Here is a 17,232-nt window from a genome sequence, read left to right on the forward strand (position 1 = left end):
ATAAAATACACTAGCTATTTCAACAACTTGGTGGTGCGGACGGCGGGACTCGAACCCGCATACCCAATGGGCGAGGGATTTTAAGTCCCGTGCGTCTACCAATTTCGCCACGTCCGCGTGACCTGCGACGAAGCGCATGGGCGGGCAGGCGTCAAGCCCCAGGAGTCAGGAAAACGCCGGCGCTCAGACGTTCAATCGAACGCGCATTTCCTTGCCGGGCTTGAAATAGGGGACGCGCTTCGCGTCGACCTCGACCACTTCGCCGGTGCGCGGGTTGCGGCCGACGCGGGCATCTCGGGCCCGGGTGGAGAAGGCACCAAAGCCGCGCAGTTCGACCCGGCCGCCTGTCGCCAGGCGTTTCGAAATTTCGTCGAAGAACGTCGTGACGATCGCCTCGACGTCGCGCATCGCGAGATCGGGATTGTCCGCAGCTAGCATTTCGACAAGTTCGGAACGGATCATGGCGTCGTCGACTCCTTAAGACCGATACCTCGAGCGCCCCGCAGGATGCTCGATATTCCCCCCAATTACGATCATTTTCAGGCTTTTATCGCGCCATGGGTAAATGACCGCCTCGGACCTTTTATCTATATCAAGCGCCGGGCGCCGAATAGGATCGAATCGACGCTAAATTGTAAAAAATCGTCATTTTGGGGCAGGCGAGAGGATCCCGCCTGCCCGAAATGCTGTTTTTACTTCTTGGTCTCGTTGCTGCGCGCCTTGAGCGCCTCACCGAGAATGTCGCCCAGCGACGCGCCCGAATCGGACGAGCCATACTGCGCAACGGCCTGCTTCTCTTCGGAGATCTGCATCGCCTTGATCGAGAAGGTCGGCTTCTTGGAACGGTCGAAACCGGTCACCATCGCATCGAACTTCTGGCCGACCTGGAAACGCTCCGGACGCTGCTCGTCGCGGTCGCGGCCGAGATCGGTGCGCTTGATGAAGCCGGTCGCGCCATCGTCGCCGACCTGGACCTCGAGGCCCGCGTCGCGGACTTCGAGAACGGTGACCGTGACGATCGCGTTCTTGTTGAGGCCGCCCGAACCGCCGCCGCTCGACGCGGTCGCAGCACCACCAGCTGCCGGAGCACCGCGCTCGAGCTGCTTCATGCCGAGCGAGATACGCTCCTTCTCGGCATCGATGTCGAGCACGATGGCCTGAACCACCTCGCCCTTGCGGTGCAGGTTGAGCGCGTCCTCGCCCGAAACGCCCCAGGCGATGTCGGACATGTGGACCATGCCGTCGACGTCGTTGTCGAGGCCGATGAACAGGCCGAACTCGGTGGCGTTCTTGACTTCACCCTCGACGGTCGAGCCGATCGGATGCGCTTCGGCGAAGGCCTCCCACGGGTTCGACTGGGCCTGCTTGAGGCCGAGCGAGATGCGGCGCTTGTCGGGATCGACCTCGAGCACGACGACATCGACTTCCTGCGAGGTCGAGACGATCTTGCCCGGATGGACGTTCTTCTTGGTCCAGCTCATTTCGGAGACGTGGACGAGGCCCTCGATGCCCGGCTCGAGCTCAACGAACGCACCATATTCGGTGATGTTGGTCACGCGGCCCGACAGCTTGGCGCCGATCGGATACTTGGCGGCTGCGCCCTCCCACGGATCGCTCTCGAGCTGCTTCATGCCGAGCGAGATGCGCTGCGTGTCCTTGTTGATGCGGATGATCTGGACACGGACGGTATCGCCGATGTTCAGGACTTCGCTCGGATGGCCGACGCGCTTGTAGCTCAGGTCGGTGACGTGCAGCAGGCCGTCGATGCCGCCGAGATCAACGAACGCACCATAATCGGTGATGTTCTTCACGACGCCGTCGATCACCTGGCCCTCGGCCAGCGACAGGATCAGGCCCGAACGCTGCTCGGCGCGGGTCTCTTCCAGGATGGCGCGGCGCGACACGACGATGTTGCCGCGCTTGCGGTCCATCTTCAGGATCTGGAAGGGCTGCGGGATGTCCATCAGCGGGGTCACGTCACGCACCGGGCGGATATCGACCTGCGAGCCGGGCAGGAACGCCACGGCGCCGTTCAGGTCGACGGTGAAGCCACCCTTCACGCGGCCGAAGATGACGCCCTCGACGCGTGCGGTCTTGGCGAATTCGGTTTCCAGCTTGTCCCAGGCGGCTTCGCGGCGGGCGCGGTCGCGCGACAGCATCGCTTCGCCGTGCACGTTCTCGACGCGGTCGACATAGACTTCGACTTCGTCGCCAACCTTAAGATCGGCCTTCTGGCCGGGCATGGCGAACTCGCGGAGCGGCACGCGGCCTTCCGACTTGAGGCCGACGTCGATGACGGCGAGATCGTTTTCGATGGCGGTGACGGTGCCCTTGACGACCCGGCCTTCAAAGCCGTCTGCGTCGCCGAGCGTCTGCTCGAGAAGGGCCGCGAAATCATCGCGCGTGGGGGATGCCGAAGTGGCCATAAATTATTGAATCCTAAACAGTCTGTTTCCGGCCAGCCGGTTGTCTCCGGCGGTCTTGGCCTATATGCCGCGGCGGCCGGGTGCCGGTCGCGACGCCCAGCGTCCATCGCCCTCGCGGAAGTCTGCCGACGAAAGCGAAAAGGGCGCGTAAGCAGGATCGGCGAGTATCCATTCGTCGCCGAAATGGAGCCGTTCCGCTTCGCGCCTCGCCCGGCTAGGGTGTTTCCACCGTCGCCGCTGTCCGAGCCTCCACGAGCGCAATCGCCCGCTGGATGGCGGCGTCTATAGAGAGAAAGCTGGTATCCAGCAAGGCGGCATCGTCGGCTGGTGTCAGGGGCGCGACGCCCCGAGTGCTGTCGCGCAGGTCGCGCGCCCGGATGTCGGCCAGCACCTTGTCCAGGCTGACCTGCGATCCCCGCTCGCGCAGCTCGGCATGGCGGCGCTTGGCGCGGATCATCGGGGTGGCGCGGATGAACAGCTTCGCATCGGCATCGGGTGCGATGACGGTGCCGATATCGCGCCCGTCGAGCACGGCGCCGCCCGGCTGGTGCGCGAAACGGCGCTGGCGATGGAACAGCGCCGACCGTACCAGCGGATGTGCCGAAACGACCGAGGCCAGCTTGCCGATCTCGTCGCTGCGCAGTTCCGGATCGTCGAGCAGATGTTCATCGAAATCGCATGCTGCGACGGCATCCGCCTCGATCGTCGGGTCGAGTTCGAGCCTCTGCAGGTTCGCGGCGACCGCACGATAGAGCAAGCCGGTATCGAGATGCGGCAACCCGTACCGCTTCGCCAGCGCGCGGGCGATAGTGCCCTTGCCCGATGCGGCGGGCCCGTCGACGGCGATGATCATGACCCTGCACCCACTTCCGTGCCCTTCAACGCCTCCAGCGTTTCTAGGAACATAGGGTAAGATGTTGCGATGGGCGAGACATCGTCGATGGTAATCGCCGTTTTCGCGGCCAGACCTGCCACCGCCATGCTCATCGCGATGCGGTGGTCGAGCTGCGAGGCGATGGTCGCGCCGCCGGCGATCGGCCCGCCGCCATTGCCCCGGATCGCGGCACCGTCCTCAAATTCCTCCACTGGCACGCCGCACGCACCCAGCGCCTCGGCCATGGCGGTGATCCGGTCCGACTCCTTGACGCGCAGTTCTTCCGCGCCGCGCGCGATGGTGCGCCCCTCGGCAAAGGCAGCAGCGACGAACAGCACGGGGTATTCGTCAATCATGCTGGGGGCGAGATAGGCCGGCACCTCGATCGCGCGCAGTGCGGCGTGGCGGACGCGCAGGTCGGCAACGGGCTCCCCGCCGACGATCCGCGGATTCTCCTCGACGATGTCGGCGCCCATCATCCGCAGCGCCTCGAACAGGCCGGCGCGGGTCGGGTTGAGACCGACATTCATCACCAGCACGTCCGATCCCGGCACGATCGTGGCGGCGACCACCAGGAAGGCGGCGGAGGAGGGGTCTCCCGGTACGACGATGGATTGCGGTTTCAGGTCGGCCTCGCCGACCAGGGAGATGATCCGGCCCTGATTCGTTTCCTCGACACTCAACTCGGCCCCGAAGCCGCGCAACATGCGCTCGCTGTGGTCACGCGTCGCGACCGGCTCGATCACGCGGGTGATGCCCGGCGTGTTGAGGCCGGCCAACAGGATCGCCGATTTCACCTGCGCGGAGGCCACGGGCAGCGTGTAGTCGATCGGCACGGCTGGGCTCAGTCCGCGCACCATCAGCGGCAGGCGGCCGCCGGGGCTGGCGGTAAACTCGGCGCCCATACGAGACAGCGGCTCGATCACCCGACCCATCGGACGCTTCGACAGCGAGGCGTCGCCGGTGAAGGTGGTGGTGATCGGGTGGCTGGCCACCAGTCCCATCAGCAGGCGGGTGGAGGTGCCCGAATTGCCCATCTCGAACGCAGCGTCCGGCTGAAGCAGCCCGCCGACGCCGACGCCGTTGACGGTCCAGATGCCGTCGTCGCCGCGCCGGATATCGGCGCCCATCGCGCGCATCGCGGCGGCGGTGGCGAGCACGTCCTCACCTTCCAGCAGTCCTTCGATCCGGCTTTCGCCGATCGCCAGCGCGGACAGCATCAGCGACCTGTGGCTGATCGACTTGTCGCCGGGCACGGCGGCCGTGCCGTGCAGCGGGCCGGAGGGATGGATTTCGAGCGGGCGGGGCGAGGGGTGCGACATTGGCGCGGGCTTTTGACAGTGCGCTTGCGCTATGGCAAGGCGCGCCCCACTTTGCGGGTCATCTCGCAAAACTCCCATTTCTTCGAAAGGTCGAATCGGCATGATCAAGCCGGAATGGGGCACGAAACGGTCGTGTCCGAAATGCGCAACGCGCTTCTACGATCTCGGCAAGGACGATCCCGTCACCTGCATCGAATGCGGGTCGACCTGGAATCCCGAGCCAATCCTCAAGTCGAAGCAGCCTCTGCCCTTCGACGCGCCGAAGCCGGAACTCGTCAAGAAGGATGCCGACCTGGTCGGTGACGACGATGAGGATATCGACACCGGTGAAGACGAAGAGCCCTCGCCCGATGACGAGGTCGATCTCGGCGGCGACGACGATCTCGGCGTGGAAGCGCCGACGAATGACGACGAGCATTGATCGCATGAATAGGTGCCCCGGTTTCGGCCGGGGCACTGGTTCGAAGTTTTTAAAAAAATCGACCGGCAGGGTGATCACACCGCTTGCCAAGGTCGAGCTGCCTAGGTAGGGGCAGCGCCTCGCGGGAAATTCCAGCCCCGCGACGATGGGGCCGTAGCTCAGCTGGGAGAGCGCTGCGATGGCATTGCAGAGGTCTGGGGTTCGATCCCCCACGGCTCCACCAATCTTCTTTGATTATGAGTTTTTATCCGACCAGCTGCTTGCAGCCCAATTCGCTGCCTAATTTCGGATGAAATTTTCGCGCCTCAAGACTGCGTAGCCTACCTTCCGCGGCGCGAGCGTTGCCGTGCGCCTCGGCAGCGGTCGCCGCCCCTTCCGCGTCAACCCGATCATGGCCAACGCTTCGGCGGAGATGGGCGCAAAGCGGCAGGCCTGCAGCGCGATATCCTCGATCACATTGGCACCGCCGCCCGGTCAATCGCTACGGCCGATTCGACGTCATCGATAGGACGATGCTGTCTTATTTCGTCGGGCCTCAGCATGTCCTCCAAGAGCCGGTCTTCGTTCCCCGTTCGGTCAACGCCGCCGAGGGTGATGGCTTAGTATTGGGAACCGCGCACAACCTGGTCGAGACGCGCAGCGAACTGGTGTGAACCGCCCCGGGTCTGGCGGAGGCCATTGGTTGTGAGTCACGCTGCCATATCGATGTTATCTGCGGCAGCATAATGTTGCTCTTCGGCTTCGGCAGGCGGGATGTTGCCGATGGGCTCGGATGGACGTGATCAACCCTTGACCCCAAAACCCTCATGTGGGGAGTTGGAGCCTCCGGCAAATCCGGCGCGGTTCAGTTGGTGTCGGCCGGTTTACCTCGATCTCGTCCGCTACGCCGGGAACCGCTCTCCCCGATCATTCGAAAGCCCTTAGCGGAGTTTCCTCAAGCATGGGCTTGCTCCCAAATATCAGAACCGCACACCCGCGCGTATACCGTAGGTGCGGGGGTCTTGCAGGGTGACGCTGCTATACGCCCCCGAGGATGCACCCGAGACGACGATGCTGTTTTCAAGATTTCGGACGAAACCCTGAAGGTAATACCGCTCGCTCGGCGCGTTGTATGTGAACGACAGATCGGTCTTGGTGAAGCTCGGCTGACGAAACTGGTTCAACGTGCCGAGTGCAGACAGATAATAGCTGTCGCTCAAGCGGGTGCGGGCAGACGCTTGCAGGTTACCGCCATTGCCCAGCGGGAAGGTTTGCGTGATACCGGCGGTCGCGGTCCATTCGGGCGAACGGTCGAGCTTGCGACCGGCGAAGCTCAACGTCGGGATCGGAAAGAAGTTGGTATAGCGCGCATTGAGCCAGGATGCGGAAAGGTCGAAGCGGGTATTGCGCCCGGGATTGAGGACCGCCTCCATTTCAACGCCGTCCACCTTCGCCTGGCCTGCATTCGTCGTGACCTGACACGGCCCCCCGCAGATCGTCGACAGCTGGCTCAGCTGGATGCCCTTGAAATCATAATGGAAGGCCGAGAGATCGAGGCGCAGCACGTTGCCGATCAGATGTGTCTTCAGGCCTGCCTCATAAGAGGCGATCGTCTCCGGCTCGTAATAGAGCGCGGTCGCGCTGAGCGTGCAGCCGGCACCGGTGCCGGCCTGGCATCCGTCGTTGAAGCCGCCGGCCTTGTAGCCGGTCGACACCACCGCGTAGAGCAGGCTGCGCGAATTCAGATCGTAATCCACGCCGGCGCGGTAGGTCAGTTTGGAGAAGGTGCGCGCTGCCTGATTAAGCGTTCGGGTGTCGCCGACACCGGTGCAGGCTGGTGTGGCGCACATCACCGTTGCTCCGGTGCGGGCTTTGTCGTCATGCGAATAGCGCAGGCCGCCGGTCACGCGCAGTCGATCGCTCAGCTTCAGCGTCGCCTGGCCGAAGCCGGCAAGGGATTGCGATTTCACATAGCCTTGCGGAAAACCGAAAGTGTAGCCGACAGTGCCCGGCGTCGGCGACAGCAGGCCGAAGATGTAATAGTTCTGGAAGCCGGTTTCGCGGAAATAATAGCCGCCAGCCTGGAGCGCCAAAGGCCCCAGATCGGTTGAGAGGCGGACTTCCTGGCTGTTCTGCTGATATGCCGCGTCGTCGCGCGCGGGGTATACGGTCGCAGACGAGCCGGGGATCAGTGTCAGATCTTCACGACGCTCGAATTTGCGGTATGATCCCAGATAGTTGAGGCGCACGCCTCCGAAATCGTAGCTGAAGTCGGCAACCACGCCGTAAATGTCGTTGTTGCGGCCGAGCGGCGTCGTGACCGGCGCGTTCAGCGTCTGCTGCGCGTCCTTTCCTGCAACCGGATTGTAGATCGGCGCCACGCCGCTGGTATTGAAACCGGTGAAAAAATTGCTGGTCGGGACGCTGTTGATGGTCTGGCCGCCCACATGCGAATAGTCGCCGACGATCAGCAGCCTGGCCGGGCCACTGGTCCACGCGGCGGAGAGCCGGCCCGATATGTTATCGCGATAGGGGCTGAGCGGTGTCCGTTCCTTTGGGCCGGAAATCAGGAAGCTGTCGCGACGATCGTAGTTGAACGCCGCGCGCACCGCGATGGAATCGGTAACGGGCACGTTGAGCATGCCGGTCAGCAAGCGGCTGTCGTAATTGCCGTAGGATGCGTCGAGCGATCCTTCCAACCGGTTGACCGGGTGGTTGGTGATGACGTTGACCAGACCTGCCGTGGTGTTGCGGCCGAACAGCGTTCCCTGCGGGCCGCGGAGCACCTCGACGCGCGCGATGTCGTAGAAACTCACCTCCTGCGTTTGAGGACGCGCGATGTAGATCCCGTCGATCATGAAGGCGGCGGACGGATCACCCTTTTCGGTGCCGTCCGAGCTGGTGATACCACGGATCGTGATCTGCAGGCCATTGCCGCGGTCGATCGACAGATTTGGCACCTGCTCGCCGAGGGTGGTCGGGTTGGTGATCCCGGCGGACAGCAGCGCATCGCCGGTAACGGCGGTGAGGGCGATCGGCGTCTTGGACGCGAGCGTCTCGTTGCGGGTCGCGGTAACGACGATGTCGCCTTCGCCCGCCTGAATCGCGCTATTCGACTCGAGGGTGGTTGTTGTGCCTGGCGTGTCGCCGGGCTGTTGGGCGCTCTGCGCAGACATCGTTGCGGGAGGGCCGACCTGCTGGGCGGCGGTTGGCGTGGCTTGCAATGCGATGGCCGAAACGCCGCACGCGAAAATCAGCTTCTTCATGGAAACTCTCCCCTACTTGTCCGCCTATGGGCGGTACGGCGCGCTTGATCGGTGGCGCCTTTCTTCCGCAGGTTGTGAGCGGTGGGGAGTAATCAGTAAAATACAACTTTCTGATCAATTGATAACGATAGGGTATCGCTGGCATCCGGACGGGGTAGCCGCCAGACCGGGCGGGTCGCCCGGTCTGCGACCCGCCACATCCGCGGCGATGCCGACCAGACCGTCTAGCGGCCCAACATCCGCTTCGCAAAGCGCTGCGAAGCCGTCGAGCCCGCTGCACCGGCCTCCGCTGCGACGGTGAAGGTATAGACGTCACCTGTCAGTTGCCAGCCGCGGGCCGTCCAGTCCGCCAGGACGCGTTGCTCGATCGGCAGCGCCACCCGGCGGCTCTCGCCCGGCGCGAGTTGGACTTTCGCGAATCCGGCAAGGCGCTGCACCGGTGCGCTTCCACGCCGCGTGAGGTAAAGCTGTACCGTATCGGTACCCGCGCGATCCCCGGTGTTGCGCACCGTGACGGTCGCGCTCGGGAGCTTGCCGGCGGAGACGCGGAGGTCCGAATAGGTGAAGCGGGTGTAGCTCAAGCCGTGACCGAAGCTGAAAAGAGGCGTGATGCCTTTCGCAGCATACCGGCGATACCCGACATCGGCGCCCTCGGTATAGGTGATCGTGCCCGCGGTCCCTTCCGGGTCGCCGAAGCCCGGGATTGCCGGACGCGGCAACTGGTTCTCGTCTACGGGGAAGGTGATCGGCAATCGGCCAGACGGGTTGATCTTGCCGGTCAGCACGTCGGCGATGGCGCCGCCGCCTTCCTGGCCGGGATACCACGCCTCGACCACCGCCTTGATCTGGCCGAGCCACGGCATCTTCACCGGGTTGCCGGTTTCAAGAACCACCACCGTATTGGGATTGGCGGCCGCGACCGCGGCGATCAGTGCGTCCTGCCCGTCTGGCAGCGTCATACTGGCGTCGGAGCCCTCGCTGTTCCATTGCGTTGCGAAGACGATAGCGACATCGGCGCGGCGCGCGAAGGCGACGGCGGCATCGATATCGTAGCCGCTGTCATATTCGACCTTGGCTGCCGGCAGCGCGGCAGCAAGCGCCTTGAGCGGTGAGGATGGCATGAACAGCTGGCGGCCCCAGGCGGCCATCATGCCATGGCCGCCGACCGGCACGATGGTGACAGGACCCTTGGGCGTGACCTGGCTCGATCCGCCACCCGACAGCACGCCGGTATCGGCGTGACCGCCGATCACCGCCACCGACTTGGCACCGGCGAGCGGCAGCAGCGCGGCGTCGTTCTTGAGCAGCACGATCCCCGCAGCGGCGGTCTCGCGCGCGGCAGCGGCATGAGCGTCCCAGTCGATCGGCCCCTCCGCCAGCGGCGCATCGGCACCCACCGCATAGAGCGAGCGCAGCACACGCCTGACCGCGTCCGACACGCGTGCCTGCGGCACGCTGCCCGCGGCGACTTCAGAGCGCAGCGGGCCGGCGAAGAACACCTGCTTGTCGAGTTGTGCGCCCGACTGCTGGTCAAGTCCGGCGGCGAAATAGCCGACGTCATGAACCGCCCCCCAATCGGACATCACCCAGCCTGGATACTGCCAGTCCTCCTTGAGCACTTGATTGAGCAGGAAGTCGTTGCCGCAGGCATAGGGGCCGTTCACGCGATTATAGGCGCACATCACCGATCCGGGCTTGCCGATCTCGATCGCGATCTGGAAGGCGAGCAGGTCGCTTTCGCGAAACGGCGTCTCGGCGATCCGCGCGTCGAGCGTCTGGCGTAGCGTCTCCTGGTTGTTGAGCGCGAAGTGCTTGACGGTCGAGACGACGTGCTGGCTCTGGATCCCGCGGATCGACGCGCCCGCGATATGCCCGGCGAGCAGAGGATCCTCTCCGACATATTCGAAATTCCGCCCGTTGCGTGGGTCGCGCGCAAGATTCGCGCCGCCGGCGAGCAACACGTTGAAGCCCTTCTGCCGCGTCTCGTTGCCGATCACCGCGCCGCTGCGCTCCGCCAGATCGACGTCCCAGGTCGCCGCGAGCGCGAGGCCCGAGGGCAGCGCCGTCGAATAATCGTCCTTGCGCAGTTGCAGCGGGTTAGTGACGCCGAGGCTGGCGTCGGTTTCATAGAGGTCGGGAATCCCCAGACGGGGCACTCCCTGTATCCAGCCTGCGGTCGGCTTGAGGTCGTCGCGTGGCAGCGGCGGGGTGCCGGGGAACGCGATCGGCATGATGCCGTGGAGCAGCTGAAAGCGCTCGTCGTCGGTCATGCGTTGCTCGGTCGCCCGCGCCCGCGCATCGGGCGAGCCCTTGGCGGAAGGCATGGCGGTCTGCGCGTGCGCGGTACTGCCGAGCAGCGCGATTAAGGTCAACGTCAAGCGGCGCTTCATGATGATCACTCCCCTGGATTTATGATTTGGCGGGATTCACGAGGTGTGTCCGCGTGATTTGGTGCAGGTAAAACTGGCGGCGCTCGTCGGGTCGCGGCGGTGGTAGACCGCACGCGCCGGATAGGGGCAGAGCGGGCGCGTCGTCCCCCCGACGCCACGGGCGACGAGCGTGTCCGGCTGGACGTTTTGCTCCACCCAGCGCTCGACTGCACCTTGTGCGTCGAAGTCGGTGAGTCCCGGTCCCCCGCCGCAATGGCCCATTCCTGGCACGAGGAAGAGGCGATACCAAGACTGAGCATCGCCGCTCCCGGTCGTCGCCAGCATGGCGCCCCGGTAGGCGAGTGTGTCGAGCGGCGAGACGACGGGATCGGCGAGGCCGTGATATTGCAGCAAGCGGCCCCCCCGCGCGCGGAACGGGCGCAGATCGGGATCGGTCGCGTCGATGATTGGCGACAGATGGGCCATCGCGCGCGGCAGATCGCGGCCATAGTCGAATGTCCACCAGTCCCATTTCGGATCGGCGAACGCCCAGTCACGCCAGAAATTGACCCGCGCCGGCTGGGTCGGTTGGCGTGGGTCGGCCCAATAAGCACTCCAGCCGGGTTCGCTACCGGGCAGCCACGGAAAGGTGAGTCGCGCGCCATGCGCATTCACCACGCCGGCATACATCGCCTTCGCGGTGCGCACCTTTGCTGGCGTGAGACAGGCTTGCGGTCCGCCGGCACGGCAGGTCAGTGCCTCGGGTCGCGGCCGGCACGCCAGCGGATCGTCGAGCCAGCGACCCGCGTCGAGCCCCCCGTCGCGCGCGCCGTTGGCAGTGCTGCACCGCGCCAGCACCGCATCGTGCAGGAGGCTCAGATCATTCTGGTCGAGGATCGCCGCGCGGTCGTCGCCGCGGGGGTGGTTGGAGAGATATTGCCACAGGAAGGCCGCGTTGAGCCGCACGCGGTCAGCGCCCGGCGCTCCGGCAACGATGCCGTCGAAGTCCGCCGGGAAGCGCTGCGCCTCCATCATGGCCTGATGGCCGCCGGTCGAGCAGCCGTTGAAATAGCTGTGCCGTGCGGCATGCCCGTAATAGCGCGCGGTCAACGCCTTGGCGGACACTGCGCTGAGATGTACCGCGCGCCAGCCCCAATCGACGATAGCCTCCCGATGGCCGCGCGCGAAATCGGGATCATCACCATGGTGGCCGGTGTCGGTCGCTACCACCGCGCTGCCGCGCGCGAGCGCCGCGGCCATCTGGGCCAGCGGCAGCGCGGACGAATAGCCGCCATTGCCCAGCATCTGGAACCGGCCGGTCCAGCGCGCGCGTTCGGGCAACCAGAGCTCGAAGCCGATTCGCGACCCCGCGACGGGCTGAAGTACGCCGGTCGCCCTGCAGTACCCCGGCAGCCGGAGTGCCGCGGCATCAGCGCCGCCCGGCACGGACGTGCCCGCTGCGACCACCTGCGTGACGACGGTGTCGGTGGCCAAGGAGGTGCAGGCCTCGCTATCCGATCGTGCGGGTTCGCTCGCGGCCGAGAGCAGCAACAGGATCGCGCCGAGCGCGGCGGTCCTAGCGGAGAACATCGCTCTGTTCCGCTGCCGATATGGTCGCCGCCGCATCATCGGGGAGCAGCCATCCTTGCGCCACCTGGGCGGCAGCGACCGCGCGCACGCGTGCCACGAAGTCCGCATGGTCGCCGTAGCGCTCCTCCAGCGAAGGGCGCGGATCCTGGGCGGCGCGGCGCTCGGCCAGGGTGCGGGTGAAGGGCAGGAAGCCGCCGATGAAACCACAGCCGCCGCCCGCGCCATAGCCCGCGCCGAGCACGTTCCAGCCGGTATAGGTGCCGAGCGGGACGAGCAGTTGTACCGACGGAATGCCGGCGGTTTCGTTGCCGTCGGCATCGACGCGCGGCACGCGCTGCGCGATCATGCGGCGGACGCGTGGCGGCTGTCGCGTCGTGGCGCCGCTCAGGTCGGGATAGTCGAACGTCGGGCCGAAGTCATAGTCGGGCAAGACGTTGATCTTTCCGGTCGGGGAGGGTGCGTGCGAGATGTTCGGCCAGCCCATCGCAGTCGCGTCGGGCGTGACCAGATCGCCCGCTGCCAGCCGCGGATAGCGGCTCGCCGGCGGCATCTTGTCCGAGGTGACCCAGTCGACCAGAGCGCGCAGGATTGCGCGGCGCGTGGGCGCCGACGGATTGGGATTCCACGCGAGAGTACAGCGCGGTGCTCCGGGGATCCCCGGATCACCCCGCACCAGGAAACCGTTTCCGCCGGAACCGCCATGGGTGACGCCTGGAAAGTAATAGCGCCGGACATTGGCGGGCAGGGGGATGTCGGCGCGCGCCTCGGTGCCGACGAGATTGGGGGACATCCGCAGGCCCCAGAACTCCGACGCACCGAAGGTCTCGACGACCTTGGGGCAGGTCGCGGTGGCGGTGCAGCGGTCGAGCAGGCTGTGCGTGCCCCGGCCACGGACGCGATCGTCGTATCGGGTCCACCACAAGGTGCCCTCGCTGCCGGGCTCATAGGCGTTGGCCGCCCCACCGGGCACGCCGAAGCGGATGTTGAGCGGCACCTGGCGCGCGGCGATGTCAGGATTGGCCCCGTCGAACACGCGCGCGCCGTCCTCCGCCGCGTTGAAACCGAGTGCGATCAGGCTGCGGAGGAAATTGCCCGACTGGGACGTCCCGGCCGCGATCGTCCAGCGCACCAGTCCCGCAACCGGATTGGGTGTGCCAGCATCGTCCGCCACGCCGTGGCGCAGGAATGCGGTGAGGTCGCGCACCGCAGCAAAGCCGATGCCGAGCACCAGCGGATCCTTGCCGACATAGACCAGCGTATAGGCCAGCCGCGGATCGAACCCTTTGCGCAGGCACAGTTGCGTCGGATCGGGCGTGCCGGGGAAGGGGCGGGTTCGACAATCCGCGAACGCCCAGTCGGCTGAGGGAACCGGGATAGGCCCCGCATCGTCGTTCGGCTGGTAGGTTAGGCGCGCGCGGCGCGTGTCGAGCGTCAAGGGAATGGGGCGCGGCGCGGGCCGGCCGATCCCGCCCGTGATTCCGATGCTGTGAGAACCCGCGGTGACATCGGTAAAGCGTTGCAGCACCGGCCCGCTGACCGGCCGACCGTCGCGCCCGCGCGCGATGGGAACGCTCAGCGTCTGCACGCCCGGCTGCGGCGCGATGTCGCCCTGCCAGCCGCTCACGACGCGTACATGCCCGTCTGGGTCGGCGGCGACGTCGCCATTGCCGCGATTGGGCACGGTGTAGAAGAGCACCCCGCTCGCGGCCGTCCGCTCGCGCGGCAGTGCGAGCGCGAAGGTGGCGCGATACGCCACGCGCCCGTCGCGCGAGTGCGGCGCGAGCGCGAGATCGGTTATGATGCGGTTGTGCGGATCGGACCTGTCGATCGCGCCGTCATAATGACCTCGCAGGATGCGATAGGCGGTGCCGCCGGGCCGCGCCGGGGCGACGTCCTTGATCTCCTCGACGGTGATGCGGGTCAGGTGCGCCTCGGCCCCAGTCGCACAGAGCAGCCCCAGCGGCACGGCGCAGAGCAATGCGCGCCTCATCGGCCCTCTCCTACATCGTCGTCGATCACCAGGTCGAGCAATTGCGCGCCGAGCGACTTGCCGTGCGCATCGAGCGCCAGCGATCTGGTCACACCGCCGCTGAGCGCACCTTCGAGCACGAAATTAAGGGCGCCGAGCGCCGGCAGTTCGAAGCGATGCGCCTGTCGCACGCGCAACGTCGCCAGATGCTTCAGCACGCGCGCCACTGTCACATGCCGTGCCAACCGAGGATAGTCTTCGGGATCATAGGCGATCACCGAAATCTGCGAAACGTCGCCTTTATCGCCGGTGCGCAAGTGCGCAATGTCGCCGAGCAGCATCATGCCTCCACCATTTCGAAGCTGGGGTGCACACTCGTCGCGGGAACAAGGGTCGAGGCAACCGCCACCACCGAACGCACGTCTTGCGTCGCGCCGCCGCCACCGAACGGACCGTTGGTGTAGAGCGCCCCAACCTCGGCACCGATGCATTTCGCGTCCGCGTGCGTTGCGGTGCGTCCGACGATACGGACGCGGACTTCGCGCGGTTCGATCACCGTGCCGAGCCCGGTGCGGTCGGTCGCGTCGATCCCGATCAGGTCGGCGCGCAGTTCGCGCACCGCGACGCCGATGATATCCAGGCGTTCGCGCACAATCGCGATCGCGAGCCGTGCACGCTCGACCGCGCCGGGGCCGGCATAGGAAATCTGCCCCTCGCCGATGAATCCGTCCTCGTAACCGATCGAAACCTTGAGTGTGTCAGGTCGCGGCCGGCCGGTGCCGCCGCGTACGCGGATTCGATCGGGCGCCAGTTCGTCGAAGCTCACCGAACGGAAATCGGCAATCACGTCGGCCTGATAATATGCGCCGGGATCGAGTATCTCGTAGAGCAGCTGCTCCTTGCAGCTTGCCAGGGACAGGCGGCCGCCCGATCCCGCGACCTTGGTCAGGACGGCGCTGCCATCTGCCGAAACCTCAGCGAGCGGAAAGCCCAGCCGCGCGAGCCCAGGCACCTGCTTGCGACCGCCATCGGCGAAATAGCCGCCGGTCAGCTGTCCCGCGCATTCGAGCAGATGGCCGATCAGTGTGGCGCGGCCCATCATCGGTGCATCCTCGAGCGACCAGCCGAACGTGTGCAGCATAGGTCCGACGAACAATGCCGGATCGCCGACCCGCCCGGTAATGACGATATCGGCCCCCTCCGCCAGCGCGGCCGCGATCGGCGCTGCGCCGAGATAGGCATTCGCCGAGACGATGTTCGGCAGGTCCGCCGAGCTGCCCAATCGGTCGATGAGCGCATGCGGCGCAGCGCGGATCGTCGGCAGCACGTCATCCCCTGTCACAGCGGCGATCTTGAGCGGCGCCAGCCCCAGGTCGCGCGCCAAGGCGGCGACGGCGCGCGCGGCACCGATCGGGTTGGCCGCGCCGGCGTTCGTGACGATCCGTACACCTCGCGCGCGCGCGCCCGGCAGCACGCGCCGCATGCGCTCGAGCAGTAGCGGATCGAACCCTCCGGCGGCATCGCGCGCGAATGCCTGTTGCGCCAGCGCGATCGTCCGCTCGGCGAGGCATTCGAACACGAGGAAGTCAAGGGAGCCGTGCTCGATGAGCTCGATCGCCGGCTCGATCCGATCGCCGGCGAAGCCTGCGCCGGCGCCGAGCCGAAGAGTTGCGGGCGCGTTCACAGCGGCAGCACCCCGAGCAGAACCGCAGCCGCGACCATCACCAGGCTGGCCGCGAACAGCCAGGGAATGGCGAAGCGCTGGTGCGCACCCAGTTCGATCCCGCTGAGGCCAGCGACGAGAAAGGTGGCCGGGGTCAGCGGGCTGATCGGAAACCCCGTCGTCATCTGACCGAGCAAAGCCGCCTGGCCCATCGTGACTGGCGCGACGCCGAACTGCGCGCCGACCTCAGCGAGCACAGGCAGCACGCCGAAATAGAAGGAATCCGGATCGAACAAGAGGCTGAGCGGCATGGCCAGAACGCCCAGGATCACAGGCAAGCGCGGACCAACCGCATCGGGCACATGGTTCGCCGCGGTCCGCGCCATCTCGCCGATCATCCCCGAGCCGGTCATGATCCCGGTGAAGGCACCGGCCGCCAGCAATATCCCCGCCATCAGCAGGGCGGCGCGGGCGTGGGCATCGATCCTGGCGCGCTGCTGCGCGGCGTCGGGATAATTGACCACCAGCGCCAGCGCGGTGCCGATCATGAATACCACTACCGGCTCGACCAGCCCCGTCACCATCGTGCCGACCACGGCGATCGTGAGCACGACGTTGAACGGCATCAGCCGTGGGCGCAGCAGAGCGGTCGTCGCTGTGTCGTGGGCGTCGGGCTGCGCCGGGGTCATGGCCGAGCCGTTCGTGCCTGCTGCGGCCGGAAGCGGCACGCCCGCGGCGAGACGACGCTCCTCGCGACCGCCGAGCCACCATGCTGCCGCGAAGACAAAGGCGAGTCCGACGATCTGCACGCCGATCATCGGCGTGAACAAGGCGGATACCGGGACCTTGAGCGCGGCCGAGGCGCGCAGCGTCGGCCCGGTCCAGGGCAGGAAATTGACCCCCGCGGCGAGCGAGGCGGTGCACGCCAGCACGCGGCGGTCCATCCCGAGCCGGTCGTACAACGGTCGCAGCGCCGGGATGGTCACCACGAAGCATACCGCCCCCGAGCCGTCGAGATGGATCAGCAGCGCCAGCAGCGCGGTGCCGATCGCGATCCGTCGCGGCCGCTCGCCGGCGATGCGCAGCACCAGCCCGACCAGCGGTGCGAGAAGGCCTGCATCAGTCATAATCCCGAAGAACAGGATCGCGAATACGAACATGCCCGCTACAGGCGCGATCTTCGCGATGCCTGCGACGACATAGCCGGGGATCGCCGGCCCGAGACCGGCGAGCGTCGCCGCCACGACCGGCACGAGGATCAACGCGGCGAGCGGCGACACCCGGTTCGACAAAATGATGGCAAGCAGCGTGACGACTGCCAGAGTGCCGATGATCGCGAGCATGATCCTCCCC

The 17,232-nt window shown here is 66.1% G+C and carries 13 protein-coding genes and 2 tRNA genes; 3 read left to right on the plus strand and 12 right to left on the minus strand.

Annotated elements, in window-relative coordinates:
* Positions 1-31: 31 nt before the first annotated feature.
* From AC1DT7_RS17150 to aroA, 5 genes are all read right to left on the minus strand, one after another.
* Positions 32-117: transfer RNA gene (locus AC1DT7_RS17150), tRNA-Leu, on the minus strand.
* Between the two features lie 66 nt (positions 118-183).
* Positions 184-462, minus strand: coding sequence for an integration host factor subunit beta (locus tag AC1DT7_RS17155; protein ID WP_478037251.1), 279 nt, complete (start codon positions 460-462; stop codon positions 184-186).
* A gap of 230 nt (positions 463-692) precedes the next feature.
* Positions 693-2,426 carry a 30S ribosomal protein S1 gene (gene rpsA / locus AC1DT7_RS17160; RefSeq protein WP_478037252.1) on the minus strand — a complete coding sequence of 578 codons (1,734 nt, stop codon included), beginning with the start codon at positions 2,424-2,426 and terminating at the stop codon, positions 693-695.
* A 214-nt stretch (positions 2,427-2,640) separates the two neighbouring features.
* Positions 2,641-3,279, minus strand: coding sequence for a (d)CMP kinase (gene cmk, locus AC1DT7_RS17165; protein WP_478037254.1), 639 nt, complete (start codon positions 3,277-3,279; stop codon positions 2,641-2,643).
* Complete coding sequence (gene aroA, locus AC1DT7_RS17170; protein ID WP_478037256.1) at positions 3,276-4,622, minus strand: 3-phosphoshikimate 1-carboxyvinyltransferase; 1,347 nt, start codon at positions 4,620-4,622, stop codon at positions 3,276-3,278. Before aroA ends, cmk begins: the two co-directional genes overlap by 4 nt.
* A gap of 100 nt (positions 4,623-4,722) precedes the next feature.
* Here aroA and AC1DT7_RS17175 point away from each other — a divergent pair, with 100 nt between their 5' ends.
* The 3 genes from AC1DT7_RS17175 (at position 4,723) to AC1DT7_RS17185 (ending at position 5,696) form a co-directional block, all read left to right on the plus strand.
* The gene (locus AC1DT7_RS17175; RefSeq protein ID WP_478037258.1) at positions 4,723-5,043 is read left to right on the plus strand and encodes an FYDLN acid domain-containing protein; all 321 of its coding nucleotides are present in this window, start codon (positions 4,723-4,725) and stop codon (positions 5,041-5,043) included.
* 147 nt (positions 5,044-5,190) lie between these two features.
* A tRNA-Ala gene (locus tag AC1DT7_RS17180) sits at positions 5,191-5,266 on the plus strand.
* 118 nt (positions 5,267-5,384) lie between these two features.
* Positions 5,385-5,696, plus strand: a complete 312-nt coding sequence (locus AC1DT7_RS17185) for a carotenoid oxygenase family protein (RefSeq protein WP_478037260.1) — start codon at positions 5,385-5,387, stop codon at positions 5,694-5,696.
* 306 nt (positions 5,697-6,002) lie between these two features.
* On the opposite strand, the gene AC1DT7_RS17190 is transcribed toward AC1DT7_RS17185, so the two are convergent.
* The 7 genes from AC1DT7_RS17190 to AC1DT7_RS17220 form a co-directional block, all read right to left on the minus strand.
* The gene (locus AC1DT7_RS17190; RefSeq protein WP_478037262.1) at positions 6,003-8,288 is read right to left on the minus strand and encodes a TonB-dependent receptor; all 2,286 of its coding nucleotides are present in this window, start codon (positions 8,286-8,288) and stop codon (positions 6,003-6,005) included.
* A gap of 224 nt (positions 8,289-8,512) precedes the next feature.
* Positions 8,513-10,678, minus strand: a complete 2,166-nt coding sequence (locus AC1DT7_RS17195) for a beta-glucosidase (RefSeq protein WP_478037264.1) — start codon at positions 10,676-10,678, stop codon at positions 8,513-8,515.
* Positions 10,679-10,714: 36 nt separating this feature from the next.
* Positions 10,715-12,247: a tannase/feruloyl esterase family alpha/beta hydrolase gene (locus AC1DT7_RS17200; RefSeq protein WP_478037266.1), complete on the minus strand. Its 1,533-nt coding sequence runs from the start codon at positions 12,245-12,247 to the stop codon at positions 10,715-10,717.
* On the minus strand, positions 12,234-14,237 hold the full coding sequence (locus AC1DT7_RS17205; RefSeq protein WP_478037267.1) for an alpha/beta hydrolase domain-containing protein: 2,004 nt from the start codon (positions 14,235-14,237) through the stop codon (positions 12,234-12,236). Before AC1DT7_RS17205 ends, AC1DT7_RS17200 begins: the two co-directional genes overlap by 14 nt.
* The gene (locus AC1DT7_RS17210; RefSeq protein ID WP_478037269.1) at positions 14,234-14,560 is read right to left on the minus strand and encodes an AtuA-related protein; all 327 of its coding nucleotides are present in this window, start codon (positions 14,558-14,560) and stop codon (positions 14,234-14,236) included. The genes AC1DT7_RS17205 and AC1DT7_RS17210 overlap by 4 nt, the downstream gene beginning before the upstream one ends.
* Positions 14,557-15,900 carry an acyclic terpene utilization AtuA family protein gene (locus AC1DT7_RS17215; RefSeq protein WP_478037271.1) on the minus strand — a complete coding sequence of 448 codons (1,344 nt, stop codon included), beginning with the start codon at positions 15,898-15,900 and terminating at the stop codon, positions 14,557-14,559. The genes AC1DT7_RS17210 and AC1DT7_RS17215 overlap by 4 nt, the downstream gene beginning before the upstream one ends.
* A complete protein-coding gene (locus tag AC1DT7_RS17220; RefSeq protein ID WP_478037273.1) occupies positions 15,897-17,222 on the minus strand; it encodes a CitMHS family transporter in 1,326 nt (441 codons plus the stop codon). Before AC1DT7_RS17220 ends, AC1DT7_RS17215 begins: the two co-directional genes overlap by 4 nt.
* Positions 17,223-17,232 lie beyond the last annotated feature (10 nt).

Source organism: Sphingomonas sp. P3_C6 (assembly GCF_056402595.1).